Origin of the sequence: Sphingomonas sp. G-3-2-10, assembly GCF_012927115.1 — a bacterium.
In the GTDB taxonomy this organism is placed as follows: domain Bacteria; phylum Pseudomonadota; class Alphaproteobacteria; order Sphingomonadales; family Sphingomonadaceae; genus Sphingomonas.
In genome coordinates this window covers 960,754-983,081 of the sequence record NZ_JABBFY010000001.1, presented here as the reverse complement: position 1 = coordinate 983,081, position 22,328 = coordinate 960,754, and the positions used below count along the sequence as shown (strand labels likewise).

The 22,328-nt window shown below is 65.3% G+C and carries 19 protein-coding genes and 1 tRNA gene; 10 read left to right on the top strand and 10 right to left on the bottom strand.

What is annotated here, in order from left to right; translation table 11 throughout:
- Window positions 1-31: 31 nt before the first annotated feature.
- Window positions 32-106: transfer RNA gene (locus tag HHL13_RS04960), tRNA-Glu, on the top strand.
- Window positions 107-140: 34 nt separating this feature from the next.
- Here HHL13_RS04960 and HHL13_RS04955 read toward each other — a convergent pair.
- The 5 genes from HHL13_RS04955 to HHL13_RS04935 are packed head-to-tail and all read right to left on the bottom strand — an operon-like array spanning window position 141 to window position 8,525.
- Window positions 141-2,267, bottom strand: coding sequence for a DNA/RNA non-specific endonuclease (locus HHL13_RS04955; protein ID WP_169554624.1), 2,127 nt, complete (start codon window positions 2,265-2,267; stop codon window positions 141-143).
- 13 nt (window positions 2,268-2,280) lie between these two features.
- Window positions 2,281-5,004 carry a hypothetical protein gene (locus HHL13_RS04950; RefSeq protein WP_169554623.1) on the bottom strand — a complete coding sequence of 908 codons (2,724 nt, stop codon included), beginning with the start codon at window positions 5,002-5,004 and terminating at the stop codon, window positions 2,281-2,283.
- Window positions 5,001-6,083 (bottom strand): hypothetical protein, encoded by a 1,083-nt coding sequence (locus HHL13_RS04945; RefSeq protein ID WP_169554622.1) that lies wholly within the window; start codon window positions 6,081-6,083, stop codon window positions 5,001-5,003. The genes HHL13_RS04950 and HHL13_RS04945 overlap by 4 nt, the downstream gene beginning before the upstream one ends.
- A gap of 1 nt (window position 6,084) precedes the next feature.
- Window positions 6,085-7,104, bottom strand: coding sequence for a serine protease (locus HHL13_RS04940; protein WP_169554621.1), 1,020 nt, complete (start codon window positions 7,102-7,104; stop codon window positions 6,085-6,087).
- Window positions 7,105-7,115: 11 nt separating this feature from the next.
- On the bottom strand, window positions 7,116-8,525 hold the full coding sequence (locus tag HHL13_RS04935; protein ID WP_169554620.1) for a hypothetical protein: 1,410 nt from the start codon (window positions 8,523-8,525) through the stop codon (window positions 7,116-7,118).
- A 204-nt stretch (window positions 8,526-8,729) separates the two neighbouring features.
- Here HHL13_RS04935 and HHL13_RS04930 point away from each other — a divergent pair, with 204 nt between their 5' ends.
- Together HHL13_RS04930 and HHL13_RS04925 are read left to right on the top strand one after the other, a co-directional pair.
- Entirely contained in the window at window positions 8,730-9,815 is a 1,086-nt protein-coding gene (locus HHL13_RS04930) for a hypothetical protein (RefSeq protein WP_169554619.1), read from the top strand.
- A 29-nt stretch (window positions 9,816-9,844) separates the two neighbouring features.
- Window positions 9,845-10,450, top strand: a complete 606-nt coding sequence (locus HHL13_RS04925; RefSeq protein WP_169554618.1) for a DUF1353 domain-containing protein — start codon at window positions 9,845-9,847, stop codon at window positions 10,448-10,450.
- A 61-nt stretch (window positions 10,451-10,511) separates the two neighbouring features.
- Here HHL13_RS04925 and HHL13_RS04920 read toward each other — a convergent pair whose 3' ends face one another.
- Window positions 10,512-11,135 (bottom strand): lysozyme, encoded by a 624-nt coding sequence (locus HHL13_RS04920; protein ID WP_169554617.1) that lies wholly within the window; start codon window positions 11,133-11,135, stop codon window positions 10,512-10,514.
- 163 nt (window positions 11,136-11,298) lie between these two features.
- The gene (locus tag HHL13_RS04915) at window positions 11,299-12,969 is read right to left on the bottom strand and encodes an MFS transporter (protein WP_169554616.1); all 1,671 of its coding nucleotides are present in this window, start codon (window positions 12,967-12,969) and stop codon (window positions 11,299-11,301) included.
- Window positions 12,970-13,171: 202 nt separating this feature from the next.
- Between HHL13_RS04915 and HHL13_RS04910 the strand changes: the two genes are divergently transcribed.
- Both HHL13_RS04910 and HHL13_RS04905 read left to right on the top strand, forming a co-directional pair.
- Complete coding sequence (locus tag HHL13_RS04910; RefSeq protein WP_169554615.1) at window positions 13,172-13,438, top strand: DUF6356 family protein; 267 nt, start codon at window positions 13,172-13,174, stop codon at window positions 13,436-13,438.
- 22 nt (window positions 13,439-13,460) lie between these two features.
- Window positions 13,461-14,807 (top strand): FAD/NAD(P)-binding protein, encoded by a 1,347-nt coding sequence (locus HHL13_RS04905; protein ID WP_169554614.1) that lies wholly within the window; start codon window positions 13,461-13,463, stop codon window positions 14,805-14,807.
- Between the two features lie 213 nt (window positions 14,808-15,020).
- Here HHL13_RS04905 and HHL13_RS04900 read toward each other — a convergent pair whose 3' ends face one another.
- Window positions 15,021-15,623, bottom strand: a complete 603-nt coding sequence (locus HHL13_RS04900) for a TetR/AcrR family transcriptional regulator (protein WP_169554613.1) — start codon at window positions 15,621-15,623, stop codon at window positions 15,021-15,023.
- Window positions 15,624-15,752: 129 nt separating this feature from the next.
- Here HHL13_RS04900 and hppD point away from each other — a divergent pair, with 129 nt between their 5' ends.
- From hppD to HHL13_RS04885, 3 genes are all read left to right on the top strand, one after another.
- Window positions 15,753-16,790 carry a 4-hydroxyphenylpyruvate dioxygenase gene (hppD, locus tag HHL13_RS04895; protein ID WP_169554612.1) on the top strand — a complete coding sequence of 346 codons (1,038 nt, stop codon included), beginning with the start codon at window positions 15,753-15,755 and terminating at the stop codon, window positions 16,788-16,790.
- A 124-nt stretch (window positions 16,791-16,914) separates the two neighbouring features.
- On the top strand, window positions 16,915-18,192 hold the full coding sequence (gene hmgA, locus HHL13_RS04890) for a homogentisate 1,2-dioxygenase (RefSeq protein WP_169554611.1): 1,278 nt from the start codon (window positions 16,915-16,917) through the stop codon (window positions 18,190-18,192).
- Window positions 18,189-18,548, top strand: a complete 360-nt coding sequence (locus tag HHL13_RS04885) for a Rieske (2Fe-2S) protein (protein ID WP_346775477.1) — start codon at window positions 18,189-18,191, stop codon at window positions 18,546-18,548. Before hmgA ends, HHL13_RS04885 begins: the two co-directional genes overlap by 4 nt.
- Before the next feature lie 69 nt (window positions 18,549-18,617).
- On the opposite strand, the gene HHL13_RS04880 is transcribed toward HHL13_RS04885, so the two are convergent.
- Complete coding sequence (locus HHL13_RS04880; protein ID WP_240953623.1) at window positions 18,618-20,672, bottom strand: M13 family metallopeptidase; 2,055 nt, start codon at window positions 20,670-20,672, stop codon at window positions 18,618-18,620.
- Window positions 20,673-20,769: 97 nt separating this feature from the next.
- On the opposite strand from HHL13_RS04880, the gene HHL13_RS04875 reads away from it, so the two are divergent.
- Window positions 20,770-21,240, top strand: a complete 471-nt coding sequence (locus HHL13_RS04875) for a GNAT family N-acetyltransferase (protein WP_169554608.1) — start codon at window positions 20,770-20,772, stop codon at window positions 21,238-21,240.
- A gap of 5 nt (window positions 21,241-21,245) precedes the next feature.
- Entirely contained in the window at window positions 21,246-21,695 is a 450-nt protein-coding gene (locus HHL13_RS04870; RefSeq protein ID WP_169554607.1) for a MaoC family dehydratase, read from the top strand.
- 95 nt (window positions 21,696-21,790) lie between these two features.
- Here HHL13_RS04870 and greA read toward each other — a convergent pair whose 3' ends face one another.
- Window positions 21,791-22,267, bottom strand: coding sequence for a transcription elongation factor GreA (gene greA / locus HHL13_RS04865; RefSeq protein WP_169554606.1), 477 nt, complete (start codon window positions 22,265-22,267; stop codon window positions 21,791-21,793).
- Window positions 22,268-22,328: the final 61 nt, after the last annotated feature.

The window sequence follows — 22,328 nt, the reverse complement described above, 5'->3', positions numbered from 1 at the left end:
TTCCCTAACCGGCCCTTCCACGCTACGGCATGGCCCCTTCGTCTAGCGGTTAGGACGCGGCCCTTTCACGGCTGAAGCACGGGTTCGATTCCCGTAGGGGTCACCATCGCCGATGGGCGTGTGACGGATGCGACAGCCGGTCACACGAAGCGGATCTGCTCCAGCTGATCGAGCAGGCCGTCGCCGCCGCCCGCCGCTTCGGTAATGCCCGACTTTGGATCGAAATCGGCGAGATTGCCGAACGAAAGCCCGCTGCGCGCTTCGATCGACCGGATCGACGTTTGGGTCGCGATCCCCAACTGGCGCGAGCGGAACTCGCCGAACACATATTCGGTCGACGGCGCGGGCAGCGATGCCTTCTGGCTCATCTCATATCCGGTGGCGCACAATTTGCCCGACACGTCATGGATGAAGGCGATGATCTTCCAGAAGCTCACCGGCACCTGCACTCCGTACAGCACCGGATCGTCCGCGCGGAAATAGGGACCGGTGAAGACCGAGATCTTCATCTCGTCCTCGCGCGCATGTTCCAGCGCATAATCCTCCAGCGCCAGCCAGATCGGCGAGTTGAACGCCTGCATCTGCGGCACGGTGTTGGTGACGTGCATCGAATCCGCATTGCCCCGCGCCGCGGCGGTCTCGTCGCCCCACACCGGGTCTTCGCGCCGCGTCATATGCCCGCGGCTGAACCGGGGCGGATTGCCATAGCATTCCTGGATGATCTGCTGCGCGGTCGGGATGCGCGGGTCGAGCCGCCATCCGGTGCGCGGCGACTTGCGCGACAGCCCGCCATCGATGTTCACCGCGCTGAAGAAACACAGCCGCCGGGGCCGGTTCATCACGACGGAGAAATGCTCATACCGCAGCTCGGTCTCGGTCTTGCCGTCCAGTTCGAAGCGCAGCACGTCGGCCGCCGCCGCGCGGACCTCGGGCAGCGCGACCGGCGCGCCGAGGAACGCCGCGTCATAGCCCCTGCGGTCCCGATAGTCCGCCACCGGCGCTTCGATCGGCACGACATTGTCGCCGCCGGCGGACGGAGGCGCGGGAGCGGGCCCGCCGCCTCCCGCGACGACCGGCGGCTCCATTTCGATCGTGACGGTCAGCGGCAGGGTCAGCCGGATCCGGTTCCCCGCGCCCTGCGCCTGCGTGCCGGCGTAGGATGCCGGAACGGTGACCGTGGTCGCGGCGGCCTGCGCCGCTTCGGACTGGTCCCACCAGCCGTCCCAGGGGCCGCTCTCGCGCCGCGGCGTGCCTTCGAACCGCACGCCGGCATCGATCACCCGCCCGTCGCGCGCCAGCAGGTCGGCCGGCACGCCGTAATTGGTCCTGAGATAGATGCCGCCGAAATGCAGCGCGGCGACCGTCCCGTTGCCGGCATTCACCACCGCCGACGCCGATGCGCCGCCCAGCGTCGAGCTGTCGTGCGTCGACGCGAACACCAGTTTTCCGAAACTCTGGGTCTGCTCCCGCCCGGTCAGCTTACCGGGCATGATCCGCTTGACGTTGTAGATGCCGCGAAACACCTGGTTCTGCACCGCGATATCGTTGCGCGGATCGAAGGCGGGATAGCCGATCACTGCGACATCGGGCACGTCGCCCGGGGCCTGGGTCGCCAGCCGCAGCGGCTCGATGCTGGCCGGCAGCCCTTCGACCTCGAGCAGCGCCATGTCCCAATAGGGATGGATCATCACGACGCGCGAAACGGCGAGCACGAAGCTGCCGCCATCGGCGCGCTGCTCGAAATCCACTCCCGCCCGGCGATCCGGCAGGAAAGCAAGATTGCGCGTACCCAGACCGCTGGCGAACAGCTCGGCGATATGCCGGTTTGTCATCAGCAGGTTGTGCCCCACCACGAAGCCGGTGCCGCCATAGGCCAGGCTGGGATGGCCCGGCAGCTCCACGCGCCCCACCGCGGGCACCGCCGCCGCGATGCGATCATGCGCCGGCCCGCCGTTGAAATGCTGCCACAGCGCGTGATCGGTACGGAACTGGTTGCCGCTCAGCACGTCGATCACCGGCCTCTTGTCCGGAATGATGATCGCCTCGAGCGCGAAGGATTCATGGCTGTCGAGCGCGCGGTTCTCCGCGATCTTCGCCAGCGTCCGGTCGACCACCGGTTGCAGCGCGTCCGGCGCGGGGACGCTGGGCGCCAGCATCTCCAGCGCGGCGCCGGGCGCGGTCATGGCTTCCAGTCCGCCACCCTGCCCCGCGGCCGGCGCGATCCGCTTCAGAAACCCGATCGCCGGGTTGTCGCCAGTATCGGACACCGTTTCCCTCCCGCTATGCCACGGCCGGACGCGCCACCGCGCGTTCCAGCGTCCAGTCGACTTCCTCGCGTATGACCTCGATCACCTTGGGTGCTTCGGGGCCATAGACCATCTTCGAGAGATAGCCGGCCAGCTCGCGCGGCGATCCCGCGCTGAAACCAAAGCGTTGGGCGATATCGCGCGCCCGTTCGGGATTGTCGATCGCGCCGGGAAATGCCTCCCCGCTCTCGACCAGATGGACGAGCATCCGGAACAGCAGCGGGTTGATGCTGTTCGCACCATCGGGCGGCGACAATTCGGCCACCACTTCACGCGATTCCACCGCCCTGCGCGAAAGGCCGTCATAGACGCGCTCGACCAGTTGCAGCGCCTTCCCGATCTGACGGGTACGGCTCCGCGTGAAGCCTGCGAAATGGCGGATCTCATCCTGCTTGCGGGCGGTGCGAAGTGCGCCGATCCGCGCGGAGAGTGCGATATGCACCGCTTCCTCGCTGGTCTCGGTCGCGAGCTCGACTGCAGTGCGGAACGTGTCCGCCGCTTCCGCCAGTCTCCCCAGCCCCTCCAGCGCGCCGCCGGCAATATTCGAAACCGCCGCGCGAACCTGACGCGGCGCATCGCGCGTCTCGATCAACCGTGCTGCTTCGCTCAACAGTTCGTCTATCCGTCCATCGGCAAGAAGCCCCTCTGCATAGAGATCGGCCAGCGGCCCGCTCATCTTCGCGGCATTATACCGCTCCAGCGTCGCGACCGGCGTCGCGCCGTCAGCGATGCTCTGCAGCTCGCGCTGCACGACCTGCCGCAACTCGCTGTCCGCGCCGCTGATCTCGGCCGAAGCGTCGATCGCCTGCAGCGACGCGCTGCCCAGCTTCCGCCGGACATAGCTGCGCGAGGCAGGTGGCAATTCCTCCAGCGCACCGCGCAGGGCGGCCCCCGCCGTGTCGGTCCAGCGCGGATCGATCTCCGCCGCGTCCTGCTCCATCCGCAGCCGGTGATAGAGCTCCTCGGTGCGTGAGATCACGTCGTCGCGGTCGAGATAGTAGGCGATCGCCCGCGTGTTGATGTCCTGCGCCACCGTGTCGCTCACTTCGGTGTCAAGATCGGCCAGCATCAGCGCGCGCACATCGGCGCGGTGCCACAGCGCGCGCGGATCGGGATCGGCGCGATTGGCGGTGAACAACTGTCCTTCCCCGTGGCCCTTGAACAGCAATTTCTCGGCATCGCCCGGCGCGATCTTCAGGCCGCACGGCTCTGCCAGCACCTGCTCCACCACGCCTTCGGTCAATCGCCGCACCAGCAGGCCCGGACGCGCGATCTTGGCGAGGTTCGTATCGCGGATGCGCTTCAGGATGCGGTCGTACAGGCTGGCCTGGATCCGTTCGGGATCGTTGCGCAGGGTCTTCGCCCATTGCCCCGGATCAAACGTCTCGTCGCCCTTCTCCATCAGCGATACCGCCAGCCGCAGCGCCAGGGGCGACTGGCCGACAGTCGCGATCACGCGATCGACGATCTTGTCGCTCAACACCACATTCGATCGATCGGCTTCGTTGGCGAGATACAGCCGGGCTTCCTCGTCTGTGAACTGGGTCAGGTCGATCCGGTGACCCAGCCGGTATTCGATGCCATCGGAATCCGCGAAGTTCCGCGACACGCAGATCACGAAGGTCTCGACACCTGCATCTCGCATCCGCCCCGCGACATAATCGATGCTCCGCACCGCTTCGTCGTCATGCCCGAGTATCTGTTCCATGCTGTCGAAGATCAGCACGATCCGCGCCTTTGCAGGTGCCTTTTCGCACAACAGGAAACCGAGCTCGGAAACGAGGTCGCCCTGCGCCTGCCCACGCCGCGACGAGCGCGAGAAGGAAATCGATTCCGACGCCCAGGGTCCGGCACTGCTTCCGCCGAACCGCTGGAGATTGTCGATCGCCTCGGGCGGCAGCCAGCGCCGCGCCTGCCGCATCAATTCGCTGGTCAGTATCTCCAGGCTCGACGCGCGCGAAACGCCGATCTCCTGCAAGTCGCGCCGGTCGTAATCGATATGGAAGATCGCGGCGGGGCGCTCGGCTTCGTTCGCGTCCATCAGGTCGGACACGAACCGGCTGACCATCAGCGATTTGCCCATGCCGCCGGGCCCGGCGATCGCCACCCCTGCCGCGCCTTCGCGCCACAGGCGATGGATCGTCGCGAGATCGCGGGCGCGCCCGACGAAACGATGCAGGTCCGGCCCGCCCAGCGTCATCATCAGGTCCTGCCGCCGGATCATCGCGTCCAGTTCGGCTTCGGTATAGCGCGGCGTCACGCCCGCCGCCGCCGCGCTGCTCGTCGCGATGCGCAACGCCAGCAACTGATCGCGATCATTGTCCGGGGCGACAACATCCTCGCCCGCCAGCAGCCGCCGCAGCATCCGCTCGACCGGGCTCAGATCGGCCGCCGCCACCGCTTCCAGCACCTGCCGCGCCACTGCCGCGCCAAGTTGCTTCAACACGTCGAGTCTGATTTCCGTGGGAAGTCTCAGCGTCTCGCCACCATCTGCGCTCAGGCCGGATCGGGCGACGTTCTGGATATCGCGCGACGCGAACATCGCCGCCTGCTGCACATCCATACCCGCACTTTCATGCGTCCGAAGCCACTCGCCCAGCACGTCGCTGACGCGGAAGCGCTCGCGCACCGCAGCGGTCGCCCATAGTTCGCTGACCGGATTCTCCGCCTCCAGCTTCGGCGTCTCTCCCGGCATCATGCGCGCACCTCTACCCGCAGATCGATCAGCTTGACGCAGACTTCGCGGCACAGGGCGCTGCCCGCATGCTGGCCCGCCAGCCCGTGCATCACGGCGATGCGATCGTTCAGATCGGCTTCCGAAAGCGGCGTGGTGCCCTGCCCGTTCAGCCCGGTCGCCGCCTCGGTGATTTCCGCAGGCGTGAACGCCACCAGGGGTTCGTTGCGGACCAGCCGGCCCGGGTCAGCCGGCTCGGTGATGGCATCGGGACCGAGCAGGAAGATGACGCACCTGTCGAAGCCTCCCTCGAACCGCATCGTCGCCAGCAGCGACACGAACCGCTTCACCTCGGGGCGCAGTTCGCGGTCCAGGCTGTCGAACACCAGCCACAGCGGCTTCGGCCACCCACCGGAGGCCCGGTTCAGGCATCCGGCGAATTCCTCGGCATAGCGCGCGGCCAGCGTGTCCGCGGTCACGCCGTCCGACGTCGGCGCCCTGCCGTCAGTGATGCCCAGATTGCGCACCAGCGTGTTGAACAGCACTTCCAGCGTCTGGTCCTGCAGGGTCGCGCTGATCAGATCGACCTTGATCGCCTTCGCGACACCCGAGTCCGCGACGTGCTTGATCAGATACCAGGAATAGGTGCGGCCCAGCCCGCGATCGCCGACCACCTTGACCACCTTCACGTCACGCCCGGGATCGTTCGCGCCGTCGATCGCATCCTGCAGGTGCTGGCGCAACGTCATGCGATTGATGATCGGCATCCCGCCGGCCAGCCGCACATCGGTCGGTCGGCCCAAGGCCCGGGTACGGGCCTCGACCGTCCTCAGCCGCAACGCCGCGGCCACGAGCATGGGAACTTCGACGCTTGAACCCGCCGATGTCGCCAGCGCATCCAGCAGCTTGGGCAGGTCCTTGCCATCGCGCTGTACCCATCCGTTGAAGTCGATCGCGATCACCATCATCGATTTCAGGGGGGAGCTGAAGCTGCTGAGCGCCGGCCCGCCATTCATGCCGAGAAAGGCTTCGAAATCGAGCTGGTTGAACCGGCAGACCACGGTCAGAAGGGCGTTTTCCTCCTCGGGAAGCAGGCTGGCCATGTCAGATCGCCACGCCCTTCGCGACCGCATCGGTCAGGATCGCGCCGAGCGGGATGCCTTCATTATAGGTCAGGGCAGGCCCTGGTCCGCCGGTATGTCCGGCATGATGGATTCCAACCAGCCGGAGCGCCGCATCGAACACCGGGGCGCCCGACGATCCTGGTTCGGTGTTCACCGTATGCCGGAAGCGTGCCGGTCCGACTTCGGTGACCGAGCCGAAGTCGATCTTCATCGGTTTGCCGCCGGGATGCTGGATGACGAGCACGCCCGCATCGACTCCCGCAGTCGGTGCGCCCGCCACTTCGATGCGTCCGCGCGGATTGCCGCCCGCGACGACAGGTTCGTCGGCGAACTTCCGGTCGAGCTTCAGGATCGCATAGTCGAGTGCCGCCAGATCGGTTGCCATCGGACCGACCACCGTGTCCTGCGGCGCGTGGGGGCTGGACGCCAGCAGGAGGTGGGCCGCCACCTCGGTCGCCGGCGTGGTATAGCCTTCCCCGTTGGTTTTATAGTCGAAGCGGCAGGTCGCCGGACCGGTCAGTTTCCCGTCCGTCCCGATCCGGGCAGCGACTACATGGCGATTGGTGATCACCAGATCGGCCCCGATCAGCGTGCCGGTGCCGGTCGCGCCGTCGATATCGACCTGGCAGATCGCCGCCTCGATCGTGGCCAGCTTCGCGCGGAACACGTCGACGTCCTGATAGGGTGTGCGGCCGGTCTGAACGAGAACCTCCAGGCCGGTGGAAATCACGGCAAAGCCCATGCCGTCCGCGACTTTCGCAAACTCGGGGACATTGGGCCGCGCATCCCGCAGGGCGCTGACGAGATGTTCGGTTTCGTTCCGCTTGTCGAAATAGTCGTGGATGTTGATGACCTGCAGGCTCCACGGCCGGATCGGGTTCGTTAGCTTCGAGTATCGAAGGCCGAACCGTTGCAGCAGGATCACCTGCAGATCGGTATCGTCGAAACTGGCTTCCATCGCGCGCAGGAAAATCGCCAGCAACGGGTTCTGCAATTGCATCGTCCGCTCTCCTAGATCGACACATCGCCGGCATTGGCCAGCGCCCGCAGCATCACCGCCGCGCCGCACTGTTTCGACACGGCATTGGGATCATATTGATGATCCGCAACGAACTTGCCCTTCGAATACTGGTTCGAAAAGCTCCATAGATAGGGCGAGTTGATGCCGTGCGAGTAATAGGACATGCCGTTATAGCGCTCGAAACGGTACAGCACCCGCGCCAGCGTCCAGTCCCCCTGCCCGGCCAGCCCGTCATGTTGCAGCGCGTCGGCCGCGCTCGATTCCCAGTCGTTGGGCGGGTTCCACACCGGCGGCCGCCCGGCCGGAACGCGCACCGTCTTCGCCGTCAACGGATCGCCATTGTGCAGATGGGTAGTGAAGTTGAAGCTGCCTTCCAGCGCATGGACGATGCCGATGAACCACCACGGCACGCCGGTCTTGGCGGCGACCGGATCGTAGCGCGGGCGATATTGCAGCAGCTTCTGGCGGTGCCAGGCCACGGTCGACGCCCATTCGGGCCGCACCACGGCGCCGGCATAGAGCATCTCGTAGCGCAGCTTGAGGTCGGCAAAGCCGGTCCCGGTGAAGGGCGGCAGCGGCGCGGGCGGTGACGGCTGCACCGCCGCAGCCATTGTAGCGGTGTCCGGTGCCGGTGTCGGCTGGGGCGCTGTATCGATCCGGGTCAGCTCGCGATAACGGCCCAGCAACTCTCCCGCGCGGACGTTGATCGCGGCATCGTCGCTGTCCTGAAGATCGGTCAGCCGCTGCAGCAGCGGCGTCAGGCCCAGCAGCGCCTGCGCCGCGCGGTCCAGTTCGGCGATCGCCGCATCATGCTCCGGAGTTCCCGTCTTCGGCAGCGGGGACACGGCACTCGCAGGCGTGGGCGCCGGTGCAGCCGGAGCGGGTGTCACCACAGCCGGAATGACGCCGCCCGGCAAGGCCGCGATCGCCCATTCCGTTGTCGAATCGTACAGCGCCTTGTCCGGAAACACCGACAGATGGAGGTGCTTGTTGTGCGGATTATCGCCGGTATAGGGCCGCCACGCCCATGCCGGCTGCCCGCCCATCGGCTGCGAAGCGCAGATTCGCCGGTTCCAGATGATGTATTTGATCCGCGGGTCGCGGCTCGCGCGCAGCAGGTCCGCCAGCCGGTTGCCGTCGCAGCCATGCGCGGGATCATGGGTATAGTCGCGCGCGGTCACCACGCCGATCCCGGCGTCGATCACCCAGGGATTGTGATCCGATGCGCGGGTCGCGTGCGCGGCGTCGCCGATCCCGCCGTCGCTCGCCCGGTCACGCCCGGGGCACAAGGTGTTGATCTGGATCCGCAGCGTCTCGAGCGCTTTCGCCACGCGCCATTGCCTCACCGCGGCTTCCAGCCCCCCTACGGACTCGACCGGCGCATCGGGATCGGCATGCATGTCATCGCCATTCTCAGGCTGATCCAATGACTTGGCCTTATCTTCATCCGAAATGGCATTAATTTCGTGAATGTCATCATTCTTGCTTGCCACGCCGAATCTCCCCCGAAGACAAACCTAAATCAATCCAACGACAACTTGCCTCTATCTGCGTTATAGTGAATGATTTGCCAGATTTGCACTGAGACGAGAAGGGGTGATCTCATGGCCGTCTATAGAATTCTCGGAGACAAGCTGTTGAGCAAGGCGGACTTCGCCTCTCAACTTTCGGTGGCCAGCGGGCTCGAGTCGCTCGAAAGCGCCGAGTCCCATGCGCTCGCCGCCGCGTTCGAAACGCCCGCAGGCCTCGAGAATAACCCGGCCGTCACCCAGTTCGTGCCGATCGGCCTGGGCAAGCCGCTCACCATCCTGATCCGCGAAGTCTATACCGGCCGGCATCCGACCAAGGGGTTCCTCGGCAGCAGCGCGAAGCCGATGGCGGTCGTCACCGGCCTGAAGGATTATTCGGTCTATGCGGCGTCCAGCCGCGCCGTGAACTTCCTCCAGAACGACATTCGCCCCAAGACCCGGTTCAAGGCCCCGTCGACCTTCAATGACGGCACCAATGTCGTCGCCTATTCGCCGGCGGTGGTGACGGACTCGTTCCACTTCACGGTCGAAATGGCGTTCGACCGGTTCGACGGCGGCTTGTTCGAGATCATCTCCAAGGGGCTCAGCACCGCGGCGGGCATCCCGCTGCTCATGCCGGCGGCGGGGTATCTGATGGCGGCTGGCGGCCTGATCAAGATCGGGTCCGAGCTGGCTGACGGCCTGATCGACGGCAAGGCCGCCTTCTCGGTCACCGACAGCCTCGATTTCAACATGCCCGGCGTCGCCGCGCCGACCGCCGATTTCCGCGTGATGTGCAACTTCGACGCCTCGGGCATGCGTTACGATCCGGCGCGCGGCCTGCTCAACAAGGACAGCAGCGTCTATAATGGCGACGAGCCCTATGTGGTGATCAGCCTCGACGGCGCGGTGCGCAAGAATCTCGAGAGCTTCGCTCCGACGGTCGCTACGGCAGGGGTCATGAAGCAGTTCTTCGACGCCCGGAACGGCGCGGAAGTCAGCATGACGGCGCTGATCGAGGGCATGAAGCTGGTCAACGACATGAAGTATCGTGGCGAGGCCGAGCAGCTCAAGAAGCAGCTCGCCAGCGCCGCCGCCGACGACAAGGTCGCGATCCAGGCGCGCCTCGACGCGCTCAACAAGAATATCCTGAGCGAGGAACTCAAGGTGCCCGCCGCCTGAGGCGGGCCGATCGGAGGGGAGCCGGCACGATGACAGAAACACTCGCGATCTCGACGCTCGATGAAGCCACCCATTATCTGCACGCGCTGCTGGAATATGCTCCGGATGGCGGCGGCGGGCTGGAATCCACAGTCACCGGCTTCGGCTCCTATATTGGCCTGCCGCCACAGGTCGCGCTGCTGCCGGACGGGCGGCTGGGCGAGTTGCTCGCGCCGATCGAATATATCCAGGAGAGCAGCAAGCAGTGGCCGGTGCCCAAGGGCGCCAGCCTCGACGGTGCATCGATCCCGCGTCCGCTGTGGAGCATCATCGGCGGACCGTTCGAAGGGCGCTATCGCGACGCCTCGATCGTCCATGATCATTATTGCGTGGTGAAGACCGAGCCGTGGCGCGAAACGCATCGCATGTTCTACGAAGCGATGCGTTGCAGCGGGGTCGGCACGACGAAGGCGAAAGTGATGTTCTACGCTGTCCACCGCTTCGGCCCGCGCTGGGGTGGCGGCGGCCTCGAATCCCTCGCCCCGGCGCCGCTGACCGATGCAGACGCGGAAACGCTGGTTCGCGACGCTATGACGATCGCCGCTAGCGATCCGGACATCGAAACGATCGAGGCGCTGGCCGACAGTCGCGAATAGCGGCGTCCGGACCGGTGTCGCGAGGGCGTCATCCCGGCGGAAACCGGGATGACGCCGCCGGTCATGCCGACGCGTATAGCTCCGCCTCGGCCGCGCGGCGGCGCACCAGCCCGCGCATCACCGTGCCGTTGTTCTTCACCCAGCGCCCGAACTCCGCCCTGGCGCCGGCATAGTCCTTCGCCTTGTGCTTTCGGGTCAGCGTCGCGGTGGCGATCGCGCCGGTATTATAGTGGAACGACACCAGCGCATCGAACTGGCTGGCCGTGGTCGGCGCATCGCCGATCGCCTTGGCCACATCGTTCGCATAGCGCTGGATATCGGTCGCGAAACGCGCGTCGCACTGGGCCTGCGTCCATACCGTGCCGGGCTTGATGTCCGGCCCGGTCGATCCCCAGCCGATCGTCCAGGGATGGCCGTCGCCGCTCCCCGGATCGGGATAGGCTTCGAACTTGCCGTCGGACCGGTGCTTCTCGCACGCTTCGAATTCATGGATCAGCTTCAAACCCGCCGCGCCAATCTTCCGGCCTGAAGGCGCGGCGGGCGTCGGCGGGCGCACCGGATCGGCGGTTGCCGCGATCGTCGCCTCGGCGGCGTCGCACGCCTTGTCGAGCGCCTTCACCTCCTCGTTGGTAAAGCCACGGTCCAGCATCTTGCGAACGGCATCGAAAATCGGCTTGCGGTTCATCGAACGTCTCCCCCGGTACGATGGGATTTCCTCCCCATCAGCGTACCAGCGTTGCCCGAAGCCCGCTCGGTCTATCCCGTCCGATCCTGCGTGAATTCGGTCCCGGTACGCGGCGTCACGAAGCAGGAGAAATCCAACATCGCAAGCGCCGCGCCGGTTGAACTCAATCGTCGATCGACCGCTCCCGCGTTTCGGGCAGCAGGAACAGCCCGATCACCACGCAGGCCGAAGCCGCGACCACCGGATACCAGAGCCCGTAATAGATATCCCCGGTCGCGGCGACCATCGCGAATGCCGTCGCCGGCAGGAACCCGCCGAACCAGCCGTTGCCGATATGATAGGGCAGGCTCATCGAGGTATAGCGGATCCGGCTCGGGAAGATCTCCACCAGCATCGCCGCGATCGGACCATAGACCATCGTCACCAGCAGCACGAGGACGAACAGGATCGCCACCACCATCACCTTGTCGATCCGCGCCGGATCGGCCTTGGCGGGATAGCCGGCCACTTCCAGCGCCAGCCGGGTCTTGTCCTGGAACGCCGCGATCGCTGCCTTCTTCGCAGCTGGGTCGAGACCGGCCGGGTTCACCGCCGGAATGCCCACGCCGCCGATATGCACTTCCGCCACCGATCCGTCGGCCGGCAGCGGCACGTTGCGATAGGCTACGCCCTGTTTGGCGAGGAAAGCCTTGGCGATGTCGCAGCTCGATCCGTCGAACTTGTTCTTGCCCACCGGATCGAACTGGAACGAGCATTCGGCCGGGTTCGCGGTGATGCTCACCGGCGATTGCGCCTGCGCCAGTGCCAGCGCCGGATTGGCGGCGGTCGTCAGTGCCGCGAACAGCGGGAAATAGCTTGCCGCCGCGATCGCGCAGCCCGCCAGGATGATCGGCTTGCGCCCGATCCGGTCGCTCAGCCAGCCGAAGAACACGAAGAAGGGCGTGCCCAGCGCCAGCGCGATCGCGATCAGGATGTTCGCCGTCGCGCCATCCACCCGCAGCGTCTTCTCGAGGAAGAACAGCGCATAGAATTGCCCGGTGTACCACACCACCGCCTGCCCCACGACTGCGCCGAACAGCGCGATCAGCACCAGCTTGAGGTTGCTCCACTGGCCAAAGGCTTCGGTCAGCGGCGCCTTCGACGTCTTGCCCTCTTCCTTCATCTTCAGGAACACCGGGCTCTCGTTCAGCTTCAGCCGGATCCAGATCGACAAGCCCAGCAGCACGATCGAGATCAGGAACGGAAGGCGCCAGCCCCATGCGGCGAACGCTTCCTCGCCCATCGCGGTGCGTACGCCGATCACCACCAGCAGCGCAGCGAACAGGCCCAGCGTCGCGGTGGTCTGGATCCAGCTGGTGTAGAGGCCGCGCTTATGCGTCGGCGCATGTTCGGCAACATAGGTCGCCGCGCCGCCATATTCGCCGCCCAGCGCCAGCCCCTGCAACAGGCGAAGCGAGACGAGGATGATCGGGGCCGCGATCCCGATCGTCCCGTAGCTGGGCAGCAGGCCGACCGCGAAGGTCGAAAGGCCCATGATCGCCATCGTGACCAGGAACGTGTTCTTGCGCCCGACCAGATCGCCGATCCGTCCGAACACCAGCGCGCCGAACGGCCGCACGGCAAAACCCGCGGCGAAGATCAGCAGCGCGAAGATGAAACTGGTCGTCTCGTTCAGGCCGGTCAGGAAGTTGCTCGAAACGAAGCTCAGCAACAGCCCGTAGAGGTAGAAATCATACCATTCGAACACCGTGCCCAGCGACGATGCGCCGATCACCAGCTTCTCGTTCTGCGTGGCGACGTGATGATCCTGCAATTCGGCCGCTGCTTCGCTCATTCCCTCTCCCCTTACGTCTTCTACGTGAGCCGATTTATATTATTATATCAGCAATCACAAACGCTATCGCGTACGCGCCTGTTAGCGATAACAGTAGAGCGAATCCGGCCCGCCGCAAGACCGGATCGTGGCACGCGGGTTCCCTTTTCGGCAAGCAATCCGTAGAGGAAGGCGAACCCGTAACAACGGATACGATTCAGCCATGTTTGACCGCCTCTTCCTGTCCCACCCGCGCAGCGTCGGCGAGACCTATTCCGAACATGCCGCGGTCGCCGGAAAGTTCGGCGCGACAATGGTGGTCGGCGGCGTCGCCTGTCTGATCCACGCGCTGTTCCCGGCGATCTTCCCGCGCACCGCCAGCGATCGGGTGAAGCGGCTCTACGCGCAGATGGTCGCCCGCCAGCCTGCGATGGCCCAGCGCCGGCCCGCGTTCCAGGAACCCGAATGGCAGATCGAATACGAGATCTGAATTCGTCTCCGGGGGACCAGCCATGATCAACCACGTCGCCATCATCGGCGCCGGCTTTTCCGGCACGCTTCAGGCGATCAACCTGCTGCGCCATGACGGTCCCCGCGCCACGCTGATCGAGCGCGCGCCGCAACCCGGCGTCGGTCTGGCCTATGGCGCCGCGCATCCCAGCCACGTGCTCAACGTCCGCGCCGGAAATATGAGCGCCCTGCCCGACGATCCCGGCCATTTCGTCCGCTGGCTCGAAAGCCGCGGCGTTGCAAATCCCGCCACCGCCTTCATCCCGCGCGTCACCTATGGAGAATATCTCCGCCAGATGCTGGACGAGACCCGCGCCGCCGCCGGCGATCGGCTCACCATCATCCAGGGCGAAGTCGAGGATGTCGAAGTCGGTGCGAAGGCCCGCGTCATCCTGGGCGATCGCACCATCGACGCCGATGCCGCCGTGCTCGCGGTCGGCAACCTCCCGCCCCACTCCCCGCCCGGCCTCGATCCCGATGCGCTCTCGGCGAACCGCTACAAGGGAGATCCGTGGGACGCCTCGATGCCCGAGGGGCTGGGCGAGGACGATACAGTCCTCATCATCGGCACCGGCCTGACGATGGTCGATGTCGCGCTAACCCTCGACGCGCATGGCTATCGCGGGAAGATCGTTGCGCTTTCGCGGCGCGGTCTCCTTCCCCGCCCCCACGGTCCGGGCGCCGAATGGCAGAGGATCGACGAGCGGCCGGATACCAATGCTTCGACCCTGCTCGGCAATGTCCGCGCCCGCGCCGACGCGATCGGCTGGCGCAATGCGGTGGACGAGCTCCGCCCTTTCACTCAGCCGATGTGGGGCAACGCCACCGAAGACCAGCGCGCCCGCTTCCTGCGCCATCTGCGCCCGTGGTGGGACGTCCACCGCCATCGCCTTGCCCCCGAAGTCCACGCCCGGCTTCAGGCGATCATCGATCGCGGCCAACTCTCGGTCGTCGCAGGCAAAACCCTGTCGTTCGACGAGCGCCCCGACGGGATCGAACTGACCTGGCGTCCCCGCGGAAAGCAAACTTCCGAGACCGTAACGGTACAGCGCATCGTCAACTGCACCGGTCCGCTCACCGATCTGGCCCGCACCGCCGAACCACTGCTGCGCAAGCTGGCCGCCCGCGGCACGATCCGCGCCGACGAAGCGCGGCTAGGCATTGATGTCGACAATCAGGCCCAGACGATCAATTCGCAGGGACAGATCAACCCCGCGCTCTACGCTCTCGGCCCGATGACGCGCGGTGCCTTCTGGGAGATCGTCGCGGTCCCCGATATCCGCACCCAGACCTGGAACCTCGCCCGCCGCCTCTCCAACGCCCAGTGGGTCGGCGGCGAAGGGCTGTAGGCCGCTGTCCTACAGAGAGATGTTCTACTATTATTCTCAGGCTCTTTGAAATCGTGAGACCCTGAAGAAACCCTTCCGGACCGTACCGGATTCCGCGCGGCAAAAACGCAACGCGCCCGAATCCCGGTCGCCAAACTGGAAAGGCACGCAAATCCGTGCGCGCGGGGCCAATTGGTACGCGTGGCGTTCGCCAACTTCGGCATACGGAAACGGCTAGAGCACCAGCCCCTTCGCCAGCAGCGCCATATGCCGCCGCGTCAGCACCCGCGCGGCAGCATAGGGCGGGCCTTCCATCGCCCATTGCGCCATCAGGCCCATGTGCATCGTGCGGAACGACAGCACCAGCGTGTCCACCGGCAGCGCCCGCCGCATCCCCGGGCGCGCCAGCAGCCGCTCGAACAGCGCCTCCACGGCCTCGTCGAGCTGGTCGTAATAATCGGCCAGCTCGGGCGACACGTCCTCCGCCGCGAACATGCGGGAGAGGAACGCCTTCACATAGGGCCGGTATTCGGCCTTGTTGTCGATCAGCCGCCACGCCGCCGCGTCCAGCGCCTCTGCAACGCTCATCCCCTGCGCGGGCAGGCTCGCCATCTCCGCCAGCGCCTTGCGGTCGAGATCGACCAGCAGTGCGACGATGATGTCTTCCTTGGCTTCGAAATAGTTATAGACCGTGCCCTTGCCGATGTCCGCCGCGGTGGCGATCGCATCGACGGTCACGTCTTCCAGGCCGTGCCGGTCGAACAGCGTCGAGGCCGCGGCGACGATCCTGCCGCGGGTGTCGACGCGCTTCCGGTCACGAAGGCTGACTACGGTCATGCATGTTTATGAACATAACATTGGTTAAAATGCAACTTATCCACAAGCTGTGGATAACTGCTCGCTTCAACTAGTATCAATTGACACCAATTGGCCGATCCTTTAGCCGCCGCGTTAAGGAGATACCCCATGAGCGACCCCGCCAACCCCCTTGGCCTGAACGGCTTCGAATTCGTCGAATTCACTTCGCCCGATCCGCTGGCGATGGCGCGGCAGTTCGAACAGCTCGGCTTCGTCCCGACCCATCGCCACCTCACCAAGAACATCACCCGCTACAAGCAGGGCCGCATCAATCTGATGCTCAACCGCGATGCCGACGGCCGCGTGGCGCAGTTCCGCAACGAACATGGCGCCTCTGCCAGCGCGATGGCGTTCCGCGTCGCCGATCCCGAGGCCGCGATGAAATGGGCGCTCGAACATGGCGCTAAGCGCACGATCGAGGACGACACCGTTATCGAGGGCATCGGCGGCTCGTATCTCTATTTCATTCAGGACGGCGTCGATCTCTATGCCGACTGGGCCGAAATCCCCGGCTGGCAGGAAGCCGAAGCGGCAAACAATGTCGGTCTCGACCTGCTCGACCACCTCACCCACAATGTCCGCCGCGGCCAGATGCGGGTGTGGTCGGAGTTCTACAAGACGCTCTTCGGCTTCGAGGAGCAGAAGTATTTCGACATCAAGGGCCAGGCCACCGGCCTTTTCAGCCAGGCGATGATCGCCCCGGACAAGGCGATCCGCATCCCGCTCAACGAGAGCCAGGACGACAAGAGCCAGATCGAGGAGTTCATCCGCGAATATCATGGCGAAGGCATCCAGCACCTCGCGCTGACCACGCCGGACATCTTCGACACCGTCGAACGCCTCCGCGCCCGCGGCGTGAAGTTGCAGGACACGATCGAGACCTATTACGAACTGGTCGACAAGCGCGTGCCCGGTCATGGCGAGGATCTCGAGCGGCTGCGCAAGAACCGCATCCTGATCGACGGCAATGTCGGCGACGAGGGCATCCTGCTCCAGATCTTCACCGAGAACATGTTCGGCCCGATCTTTTTCGAGATCATTCAACGCAAGGGTAACGAAGGGTTCGGTAACGGAAACTTCCAGGCGCTTTTTGAGTCGATCGAACTCGATCAAATCCGTAGAGGCGTCATCAAAGTCGACGCCTGAGTCCCAACCGCCAGTTTCGGCCGCCCGCCCGCCGCGCGCAGCCACCGAGTCGGAGAGGAGAGCCGGGGGGAGTGGCCAGTGGCGTAGCCCGCCATTCCACCCCGGCCCAACCGGAGCACCAGCATTGACCGAATATTTCCCCGGCTTCGGCAACCATGTCTCGACCGAGGCGGTCCCCGGCGCCCTCCCCATCGGCCGCAATTCGCCGCAAAAGCCACCCTTCGGCCTCTATGCCGAGCAGCTCAGCGGCACCGCCTTCACTGCCCCCCGCGCGGAGAATAAGCGCTCCTGGCTCTATCGCCTCCGCCCCAGCGCGGAGCATCCGCCCTTCACCCGCTATCAGGGCGCGACGAACTTCTCTCCCGCAACGCCTGAGGCTCCCCTGCCCCCCAACCGGCTGCGCTGGGATCCGATCGCGGCCCCTGCGCCCGGCACCGACCTGATCGATGGGATGACCACCATGCTGGTCAACCGCGATCCCGCCGATCTCGAAGGCGTGGTCGTTCATGTCTATGCCGCGAACACGGACATGGAGACCCGCGTCTTCTTCGACGCCGATGGCGAGCTCCTGTTCATCCCGCAGGCGGGCCGTCTCGCGCTGCTGACCGAGATGGGCCGCATCGATATCGAGCCCGGCCAGATCGCGCTGATCCCCCGCGGCGTCCGCTTCCGCGCACTGCTGCCCGACGGCGAAGCGCGAGGCTATGTCGCGGAGAATTACGGCGCCCTGTTCCGCCTGCCCGATCTCGGCCCGATCGGCGCCAACGGCCTGGCCAACCCGCGCGATTTCGAGACCCCGGCAGCATGGTTCGAGGATCGCGACGAACCGTTCGAGGTCGTCCAGAAGCATCTCGGCAATCTCTGGACCACCACGCTGGCGCACAGCCCGCTCGACGTGGTTGCGTGGCACGGCAATCTCGCGCCGTGCCGCTACGATCTTGCCCGGTTCAACACGATGAACACGGTCAGCTACGATCATCCCGATCCCTCGATCTTCACCGTGCTGACCTCGCCCAGCGACGTGCCGGGCCGCGCGAACGCCGATTTCGTGATCTTCCCCCCGCGCTGGATGGTCGCCGAGGACACGTTCCGCCCGCCCTGGTTCCACCGCAACATCATGAGCGAAGCGATGGGCCTGATCCACGGCGCCTACGACGCCAAGGCGGACGGTTTCGCGCCGGGTGGCATTTCGCTCCACAATCTGATGGCCGGCCACGGTCCCGACGTAACGAGCTGGGAAGGCGCGACCAACGCCACGCTCAAGCCGCACAAGATCGAGAGCACGATGGCGTTCATGGTCGAGACCTGCTGGCCCTACAGGCCGACCAAATTCGCGCGCGACCACGCCCAGCCCGATTACGACGCGGCATGGGCGGGTTTCCCCAAGGCGAAACTCCCGTGACGCCCGCGCGCCTGACGGAGACACCCTCAGGCGTGAAGCTCGGCCCGCTCGATCTGATCGCCGATGGCAAGGCGCGCAATTTCGTCCTCGAAATGCGCGCCGGCCGCTTCCACGGCTTCGTCATCCGCCGGGGTGACGAGGTGACCGGCTATGTCGATCGCTGCCCGCATATGGGCGTACCGATGGCGCAGCAGCTCGACGGCTATCTCACCGATAGCGGCGACCTGATCCAGTGCAGCTGGCACGGCGCGCTGTTCCGCCTCGACGACGGCCTGTGCGTCGGCGGCCCGTGCACCGGCGCAAGGCTGATGCCCTGGCCGGTCACGGTCGAGAATGGCGTGATCGTTACTGCTTAACTCCTTCTCCCCTTGTGGGAGAAGGAAGGTTCGCTCCCTCCCTCTCGCACAAGGGGAGAGGGACAAAGATCACCACACCTTCACCCGCTTGTCCGGCGCGAGGAACAGCTTCTCGCCCGGCTGGACGTTGAACGCCGTGTACCACGCGTCGAGGTTGCGCACCGTCATCGCCCGCCAGCGGTCCGGCGCATGGCCGTTGGTCGCCACCTGTGCACGAAGCTGCTGCTCGCGCGCCTTGGCCCGCCAGCTCTGCGCAAAGGCGAGGAAGAAACGCTGGTCGCCGGTCAGGCCGCCGATCACCGGCGCTTCCTTGCCGCCCAGCGACGCGCGATAGGCCTGATAGGCCGCCGACAGACCGGCCACATCGGCGATATTCTCGCCAAGGGTCAGCTTGCCGTTCAGGTTCAGCCCCGGGAACACTTCATAGGCGTCATACTGCGCCGCCAGCGCGGTGCCGGCTGCTTCGAAATGTGCAAGGTCTTCCTTGGACCACCAGTTGCGCAGCCGCCCGGTCGAATCGAAGTCCGCGCCCAGATTGTCGAAGCCGTGGCTGATCTCGTGCCCGATGATCGCACCGATCGAGCCATAGTTGCTCGCGGCATCGGCGGCCGGATCGTAGAACGGCGCCTGCAGGATCGCCGCGGGGAAGTTCAGCGAGTTCTGCAGCGGCAGGTTCACCGCGTTTACCGTCTGCGGCGTCATCCACCATTCCTTGCGGTCGACTGGCTTGCCGATCTTGGCGAGCTGATGCGCCGTCTCGGCCTTCTGCGCGCGGCGCAGGTTGCCGACCGGATCGTCCGCCTTCACTTCCAGCGAGGCATAGCTCCGCCACGTCTCGGGATAGCCGATGCCGACCTGCATCGTTTCGATCTTCTTGCGCGCCTCGGCCTTGGTAGCGGCGGTCATCCAGGGAAGGTCCGCCACGCGCTGGTCGAACGCCTTCAGGATGCCGGCGACCATCGTCTGGATCTCGGTCTTCGACGATGCGGGGAAATATTGCTCGACATAGAGCTTGCCCATCGCATCGCCGAGCCAGGTGTTGACGCTCGAGATCGCGCGCTTGTCGCGCGGGCGGGGCTGCTGCTGGCCATTCAGCGTCTTGTTGAAGAAGTCGAAATGCGCCTGATCCAGCGCCGCGGGCAGCACGTCGGTGACTTCATTGATGCGGTGGAAGGTCAGCCAGTCCTGCCAGTCCTGAAGCGGCGCGTCGGCTACCAGCTTCGCGGTGGCGATCACCGTGGCCGGATGCCACACGATGAAGTCCTGCTGGCTGCCCAGCCCCGCCGCCGCCCAGAAGCCGTCCCAGTCGATCCCCGGCGCCTTCTTTGCGAAGTCGGCCTTCTTCCACGGGTTGTTCGCCTTGTGCGCATCCTGCGAGGTCAGATTGTCGGTGTGCGCCGAGGCGATCCGCGTCTCCAGCGCCATGATCCGGTCCGCTCGCGCGGCAGGGTCACTCACACCCGCAAGCGTCAAGAGCTTGACGATATAGGCTTTGTAGGCGGTCCGGATCGTCACCATCTCGGGCTTTTCCGAGAGGTAATAGTCGCGGTCCGGAAGCCCCAGTCCGCCCTGCAGCACATAAGGCACCGTGGCATCGGGCGTGTCGAAGCCCTGGCTGACGAACAGGCCGAACAGATTCTCTGTCTCGAAATTGGTCGCGTTCAGCGGGTCGAGGTCGGCCTGCACATTGCCGCCCAGCATCTTCGAGAGCTCAGTCTTGTCCTTCAGGCCTGCGATTGCGGCCAGTTCGGGCTGCATCGGCGCCATCCCGCGCTTTTCGATCGCCGCCGTGTCGGTGAAGCTGGCATACCAGTCCGCGATCCGCCGCTGATCGGTCCCCGTCGCGGCATTGGCCTTCTGCGCGGCGGCGATGATCGCGACATTGTTCGCTTCGGCCTTGTTCGCCACGTCGAGGAACACGCCGGTGCGCGAACGGTCCGCCGGAATCTCCGTTTTGGCGCGCCAGGTGCCGTTGGCGTATTCGTCGAAATCGTCGCCGGGCTTTACCTTCTTGTCGAGGCCCGCGAGATCGACGCCGATGCCGGTTCCGGCGGGCGTCACGGTAGCGGAATTGCAGGCCGAGGTCGCCAGCAGCACGGCGAGGAACAGGGCGCGAGTCTTCATCATTCTCTCCCGGAAATCATGTATGGCCGGGTCGCTACACCCCTGCAAAAACGTGCGCCAGAGCCTGCCGGGATGAGCTGGAGATGGAGGGTGACGAATGGGTGAACTGACCATGCGGGCCGCAACGCAGGACGATCTGCCCGCCGTCATCGCATTGCTGTACGACGACGAAAGCGGCCGCACCCGCGAGGATCCGTCGCTGCCGCTCGATCCGCGCTATCTGAGCGCGTTCGATGCAATTCGGAGAGATTCGAACCAGAATCTGATCGTCGCCGAGCTGGATGGCGAGGTGGTGGGCACGCTCCAGTTGAGCTTCCTCCCCGGCCTGTCGTTTCGCGGCGCATGGCGCGGCCAGATCGAAGCGGTGCGCATCGCCAGCCATTTGCGCAACCGGCGGCTGGGCGAACAGATGATCCTGTGGGCGGTCGAGCAATGCAACGCCCGCGATTGCCGCATGGTCCAGCTCACCTCGACCGCGACGCGCACCCCCGCGCACCGGTTTTACGCGCGGCTCGGTTTCGTGCAGAGCCATGTCGGCATGAAACTGCATCTGAAGACTGGAGACTGAGGCCGATGGCCGGACGATTTTTCGAGGAATGGCAGATCGGCGACACCGTCGTCCACGAACTGCGCCGCACCGTGACCGAGACCGACAATCTCCTGTTCACGACGATGACCCACAACACCCAGCCGCTGCACCTCGACGCCGAGGCGGCGAAGGCCAGCGAGTTCGGGCAGATCCTCGTCAACGGCACCTTCACGTTCAGCCTGATGATCGGGCTGAGCATCACCGATACGACGCTGGGAACGCTGGTCGCGAACCTGGGCTATGACAAGCTGGTGATGCCCAAGCCGGTGTTCATCGGCGACACGCTGCGCGCCGAAACCGAAGTGGTCGAACTGCGCCCCAGCAAGTCGCGGCCGGGCCAGGGCATCGTCACGTGGAAGCACCGCATGTTCAACCAGCGCGACGAGTTGGTGTGCGAATGCCTGCGCTCGGCGCTGATCAAGGGGCGCGGGTGATCGCCCGCGACTGCACGACAAAAGAAAAAGGCCGGGCATAGGGCCCGGCCTTTTCCAGCTCACCGCTAACCCTCCCCCGCAGGGAGGGAGCGGGATCAGATGAACTCGATCGCCGAGACGAGATAGTAACGGTCGCCCGCAGGCACCGAGACCTCGACCTCTTCGTCGACCTTGCGGCCGATCAGCGCGCGGCCGATCGGCGAATTGTACGAGATGCGGCCGCGTGCGGCATCGGCCTCGGTCTCGCCGACGATCTGGTAGCGGATCGGCTTGTCGTCCTCGTCGAGCAAGGTCACGGTCGCGCCGAACACCACCTTGTCGCCGGTCAGCTCCTTGGGGTCGATGATCTGGGCGCGGCTCAGCTTGCCTTCGATATCCGCGATCGTGGCTTCGTTCTGGCCCTGCTGTTCCTTGGCGGCGTGATATTCGGCGTTTTCCGAGAGATCGCCATGCGCGCGCGCTTCCTCGATCGCATCCACGATCAGCGGTCGCTCGATCTTGAGTCGCTTCAACTCGGCGGTGAGCTTCTCGTAACCTTCCTGCAGCATCGGCATCTTGTCGACCGTCGCCATCACTCTTCGTCCTTCGTCAACGCCCCTTTCCCCAAGCGCCTCTCCCATGAGGCGCCCGCAC

Coding starts and splice junctions, on each gene's coding strand:
- HHL13_RS04870 (WP_169554607.1), top strand. CDS start 21,246: ATGGCCGGACGATTTTTCGAGGAATGGCAGATCGGCGACACCGTCGTC.
- HHL13_RS04940 (WP_169554621.1), bottom strand. CDS start 7,104: ATGCAATTGCAGAACCCGTTGCTGGCGATTTTCCTGCGCGCGATGGAA.
- HHL13_RS04925 (WP_169554618.1), top strand. CDS start 9,845: ATGACAGAAACACTCGCGATCTCGACGCTCGATGAAGCCACCCATTAT.
- HHL13_RS04935 (WP_169554620.1), bottom strand. CDS start 8,525: ATGCATGCCGATCCCGATGCGCCGGTCGAGTCCGTAGGGGGGCTGGAA.
- HHL13_RS04880 (WP_240953623.1), bottom strand. CDS start 20,672: ATGAAGACTCGCGCCCTGTTCCTCGCCGTGCTGCTGGCGACCTCGGCC.
- HHL13_RS04930 (WP_169554619.1), top strand. CDS start 8,730: ATGGCCGTCTATAGAATTCTCGGAGACAAGCTGTTGAGCAAGGCGGAC.
- HHL13_RS04920 (WP_169554617.1), bottom strand. CDS start 11,135: ATGAACCGCAAGCCGATTTTCGATGCCGTTCGCAAGATGCTGGACCGT.
- HHL13_RS04950 (WP_169554623.1), bottom strand. CDS start 5,004: ATGATGCCGGGAGAGACGCCGAAGCTGGAGGCGGAGAATCCGGTCAGC.
- HHL13_RS04915 (WP_169554616.1), bottom strand. CDS start 12,969: ATGAGCGAAGCAGCGGCCGAATTGCAGGATCATCACGTCGCCACGCAG.
- HHL13_RS04875 (WP_169554608.1), top strand. CDS start 20,770: ATGGGTGAACTGACCATGCGGGCCGCAACGCAGGACGATCTGCCCGCC.
- HHL13_RS04905 (WP_169554614.1), top strand. CDS start 13,461: ATGATCAACCACGTCGCCATCATCGGCGCCGGCTTTTCCGGCACGCTT.
- hppD (WP_169554612.1), top strand. CDS start 15,753: ATGAGCGACCCCGCCAACCCCCTTGGCCTGAACGGCTTCGAATTCGTC.
- HHL13_RS04900 (WP_169554613.1), bottom strand. CDS start 15,623: ATGACCGTAGTCAGCCTTCGTGACCGGAAGCGCGTCGACACCCGCGGC.
- HHL13_RS04945 (WP_169554622.1), bottom strand. CDS start 6,083: ATGGCCAGCCTGCTTCCCGAGGAGGAAAACGCCCTTCTGACCGTGGTC.
- HHL13_RS04910 (WP_169554615.1), top strand. CDS start 13,172: ATGTTTGACCGCCTCTTCCTGTCCCACCCGCGCAGCGTCGGCGAGACC.
- greA (WP_169554606.1), bottom strand. CDS start 22,267: ATGGCGACGGTCGACAAGATGCCGATGCTGCAGGAAGGTTACGAGAAG.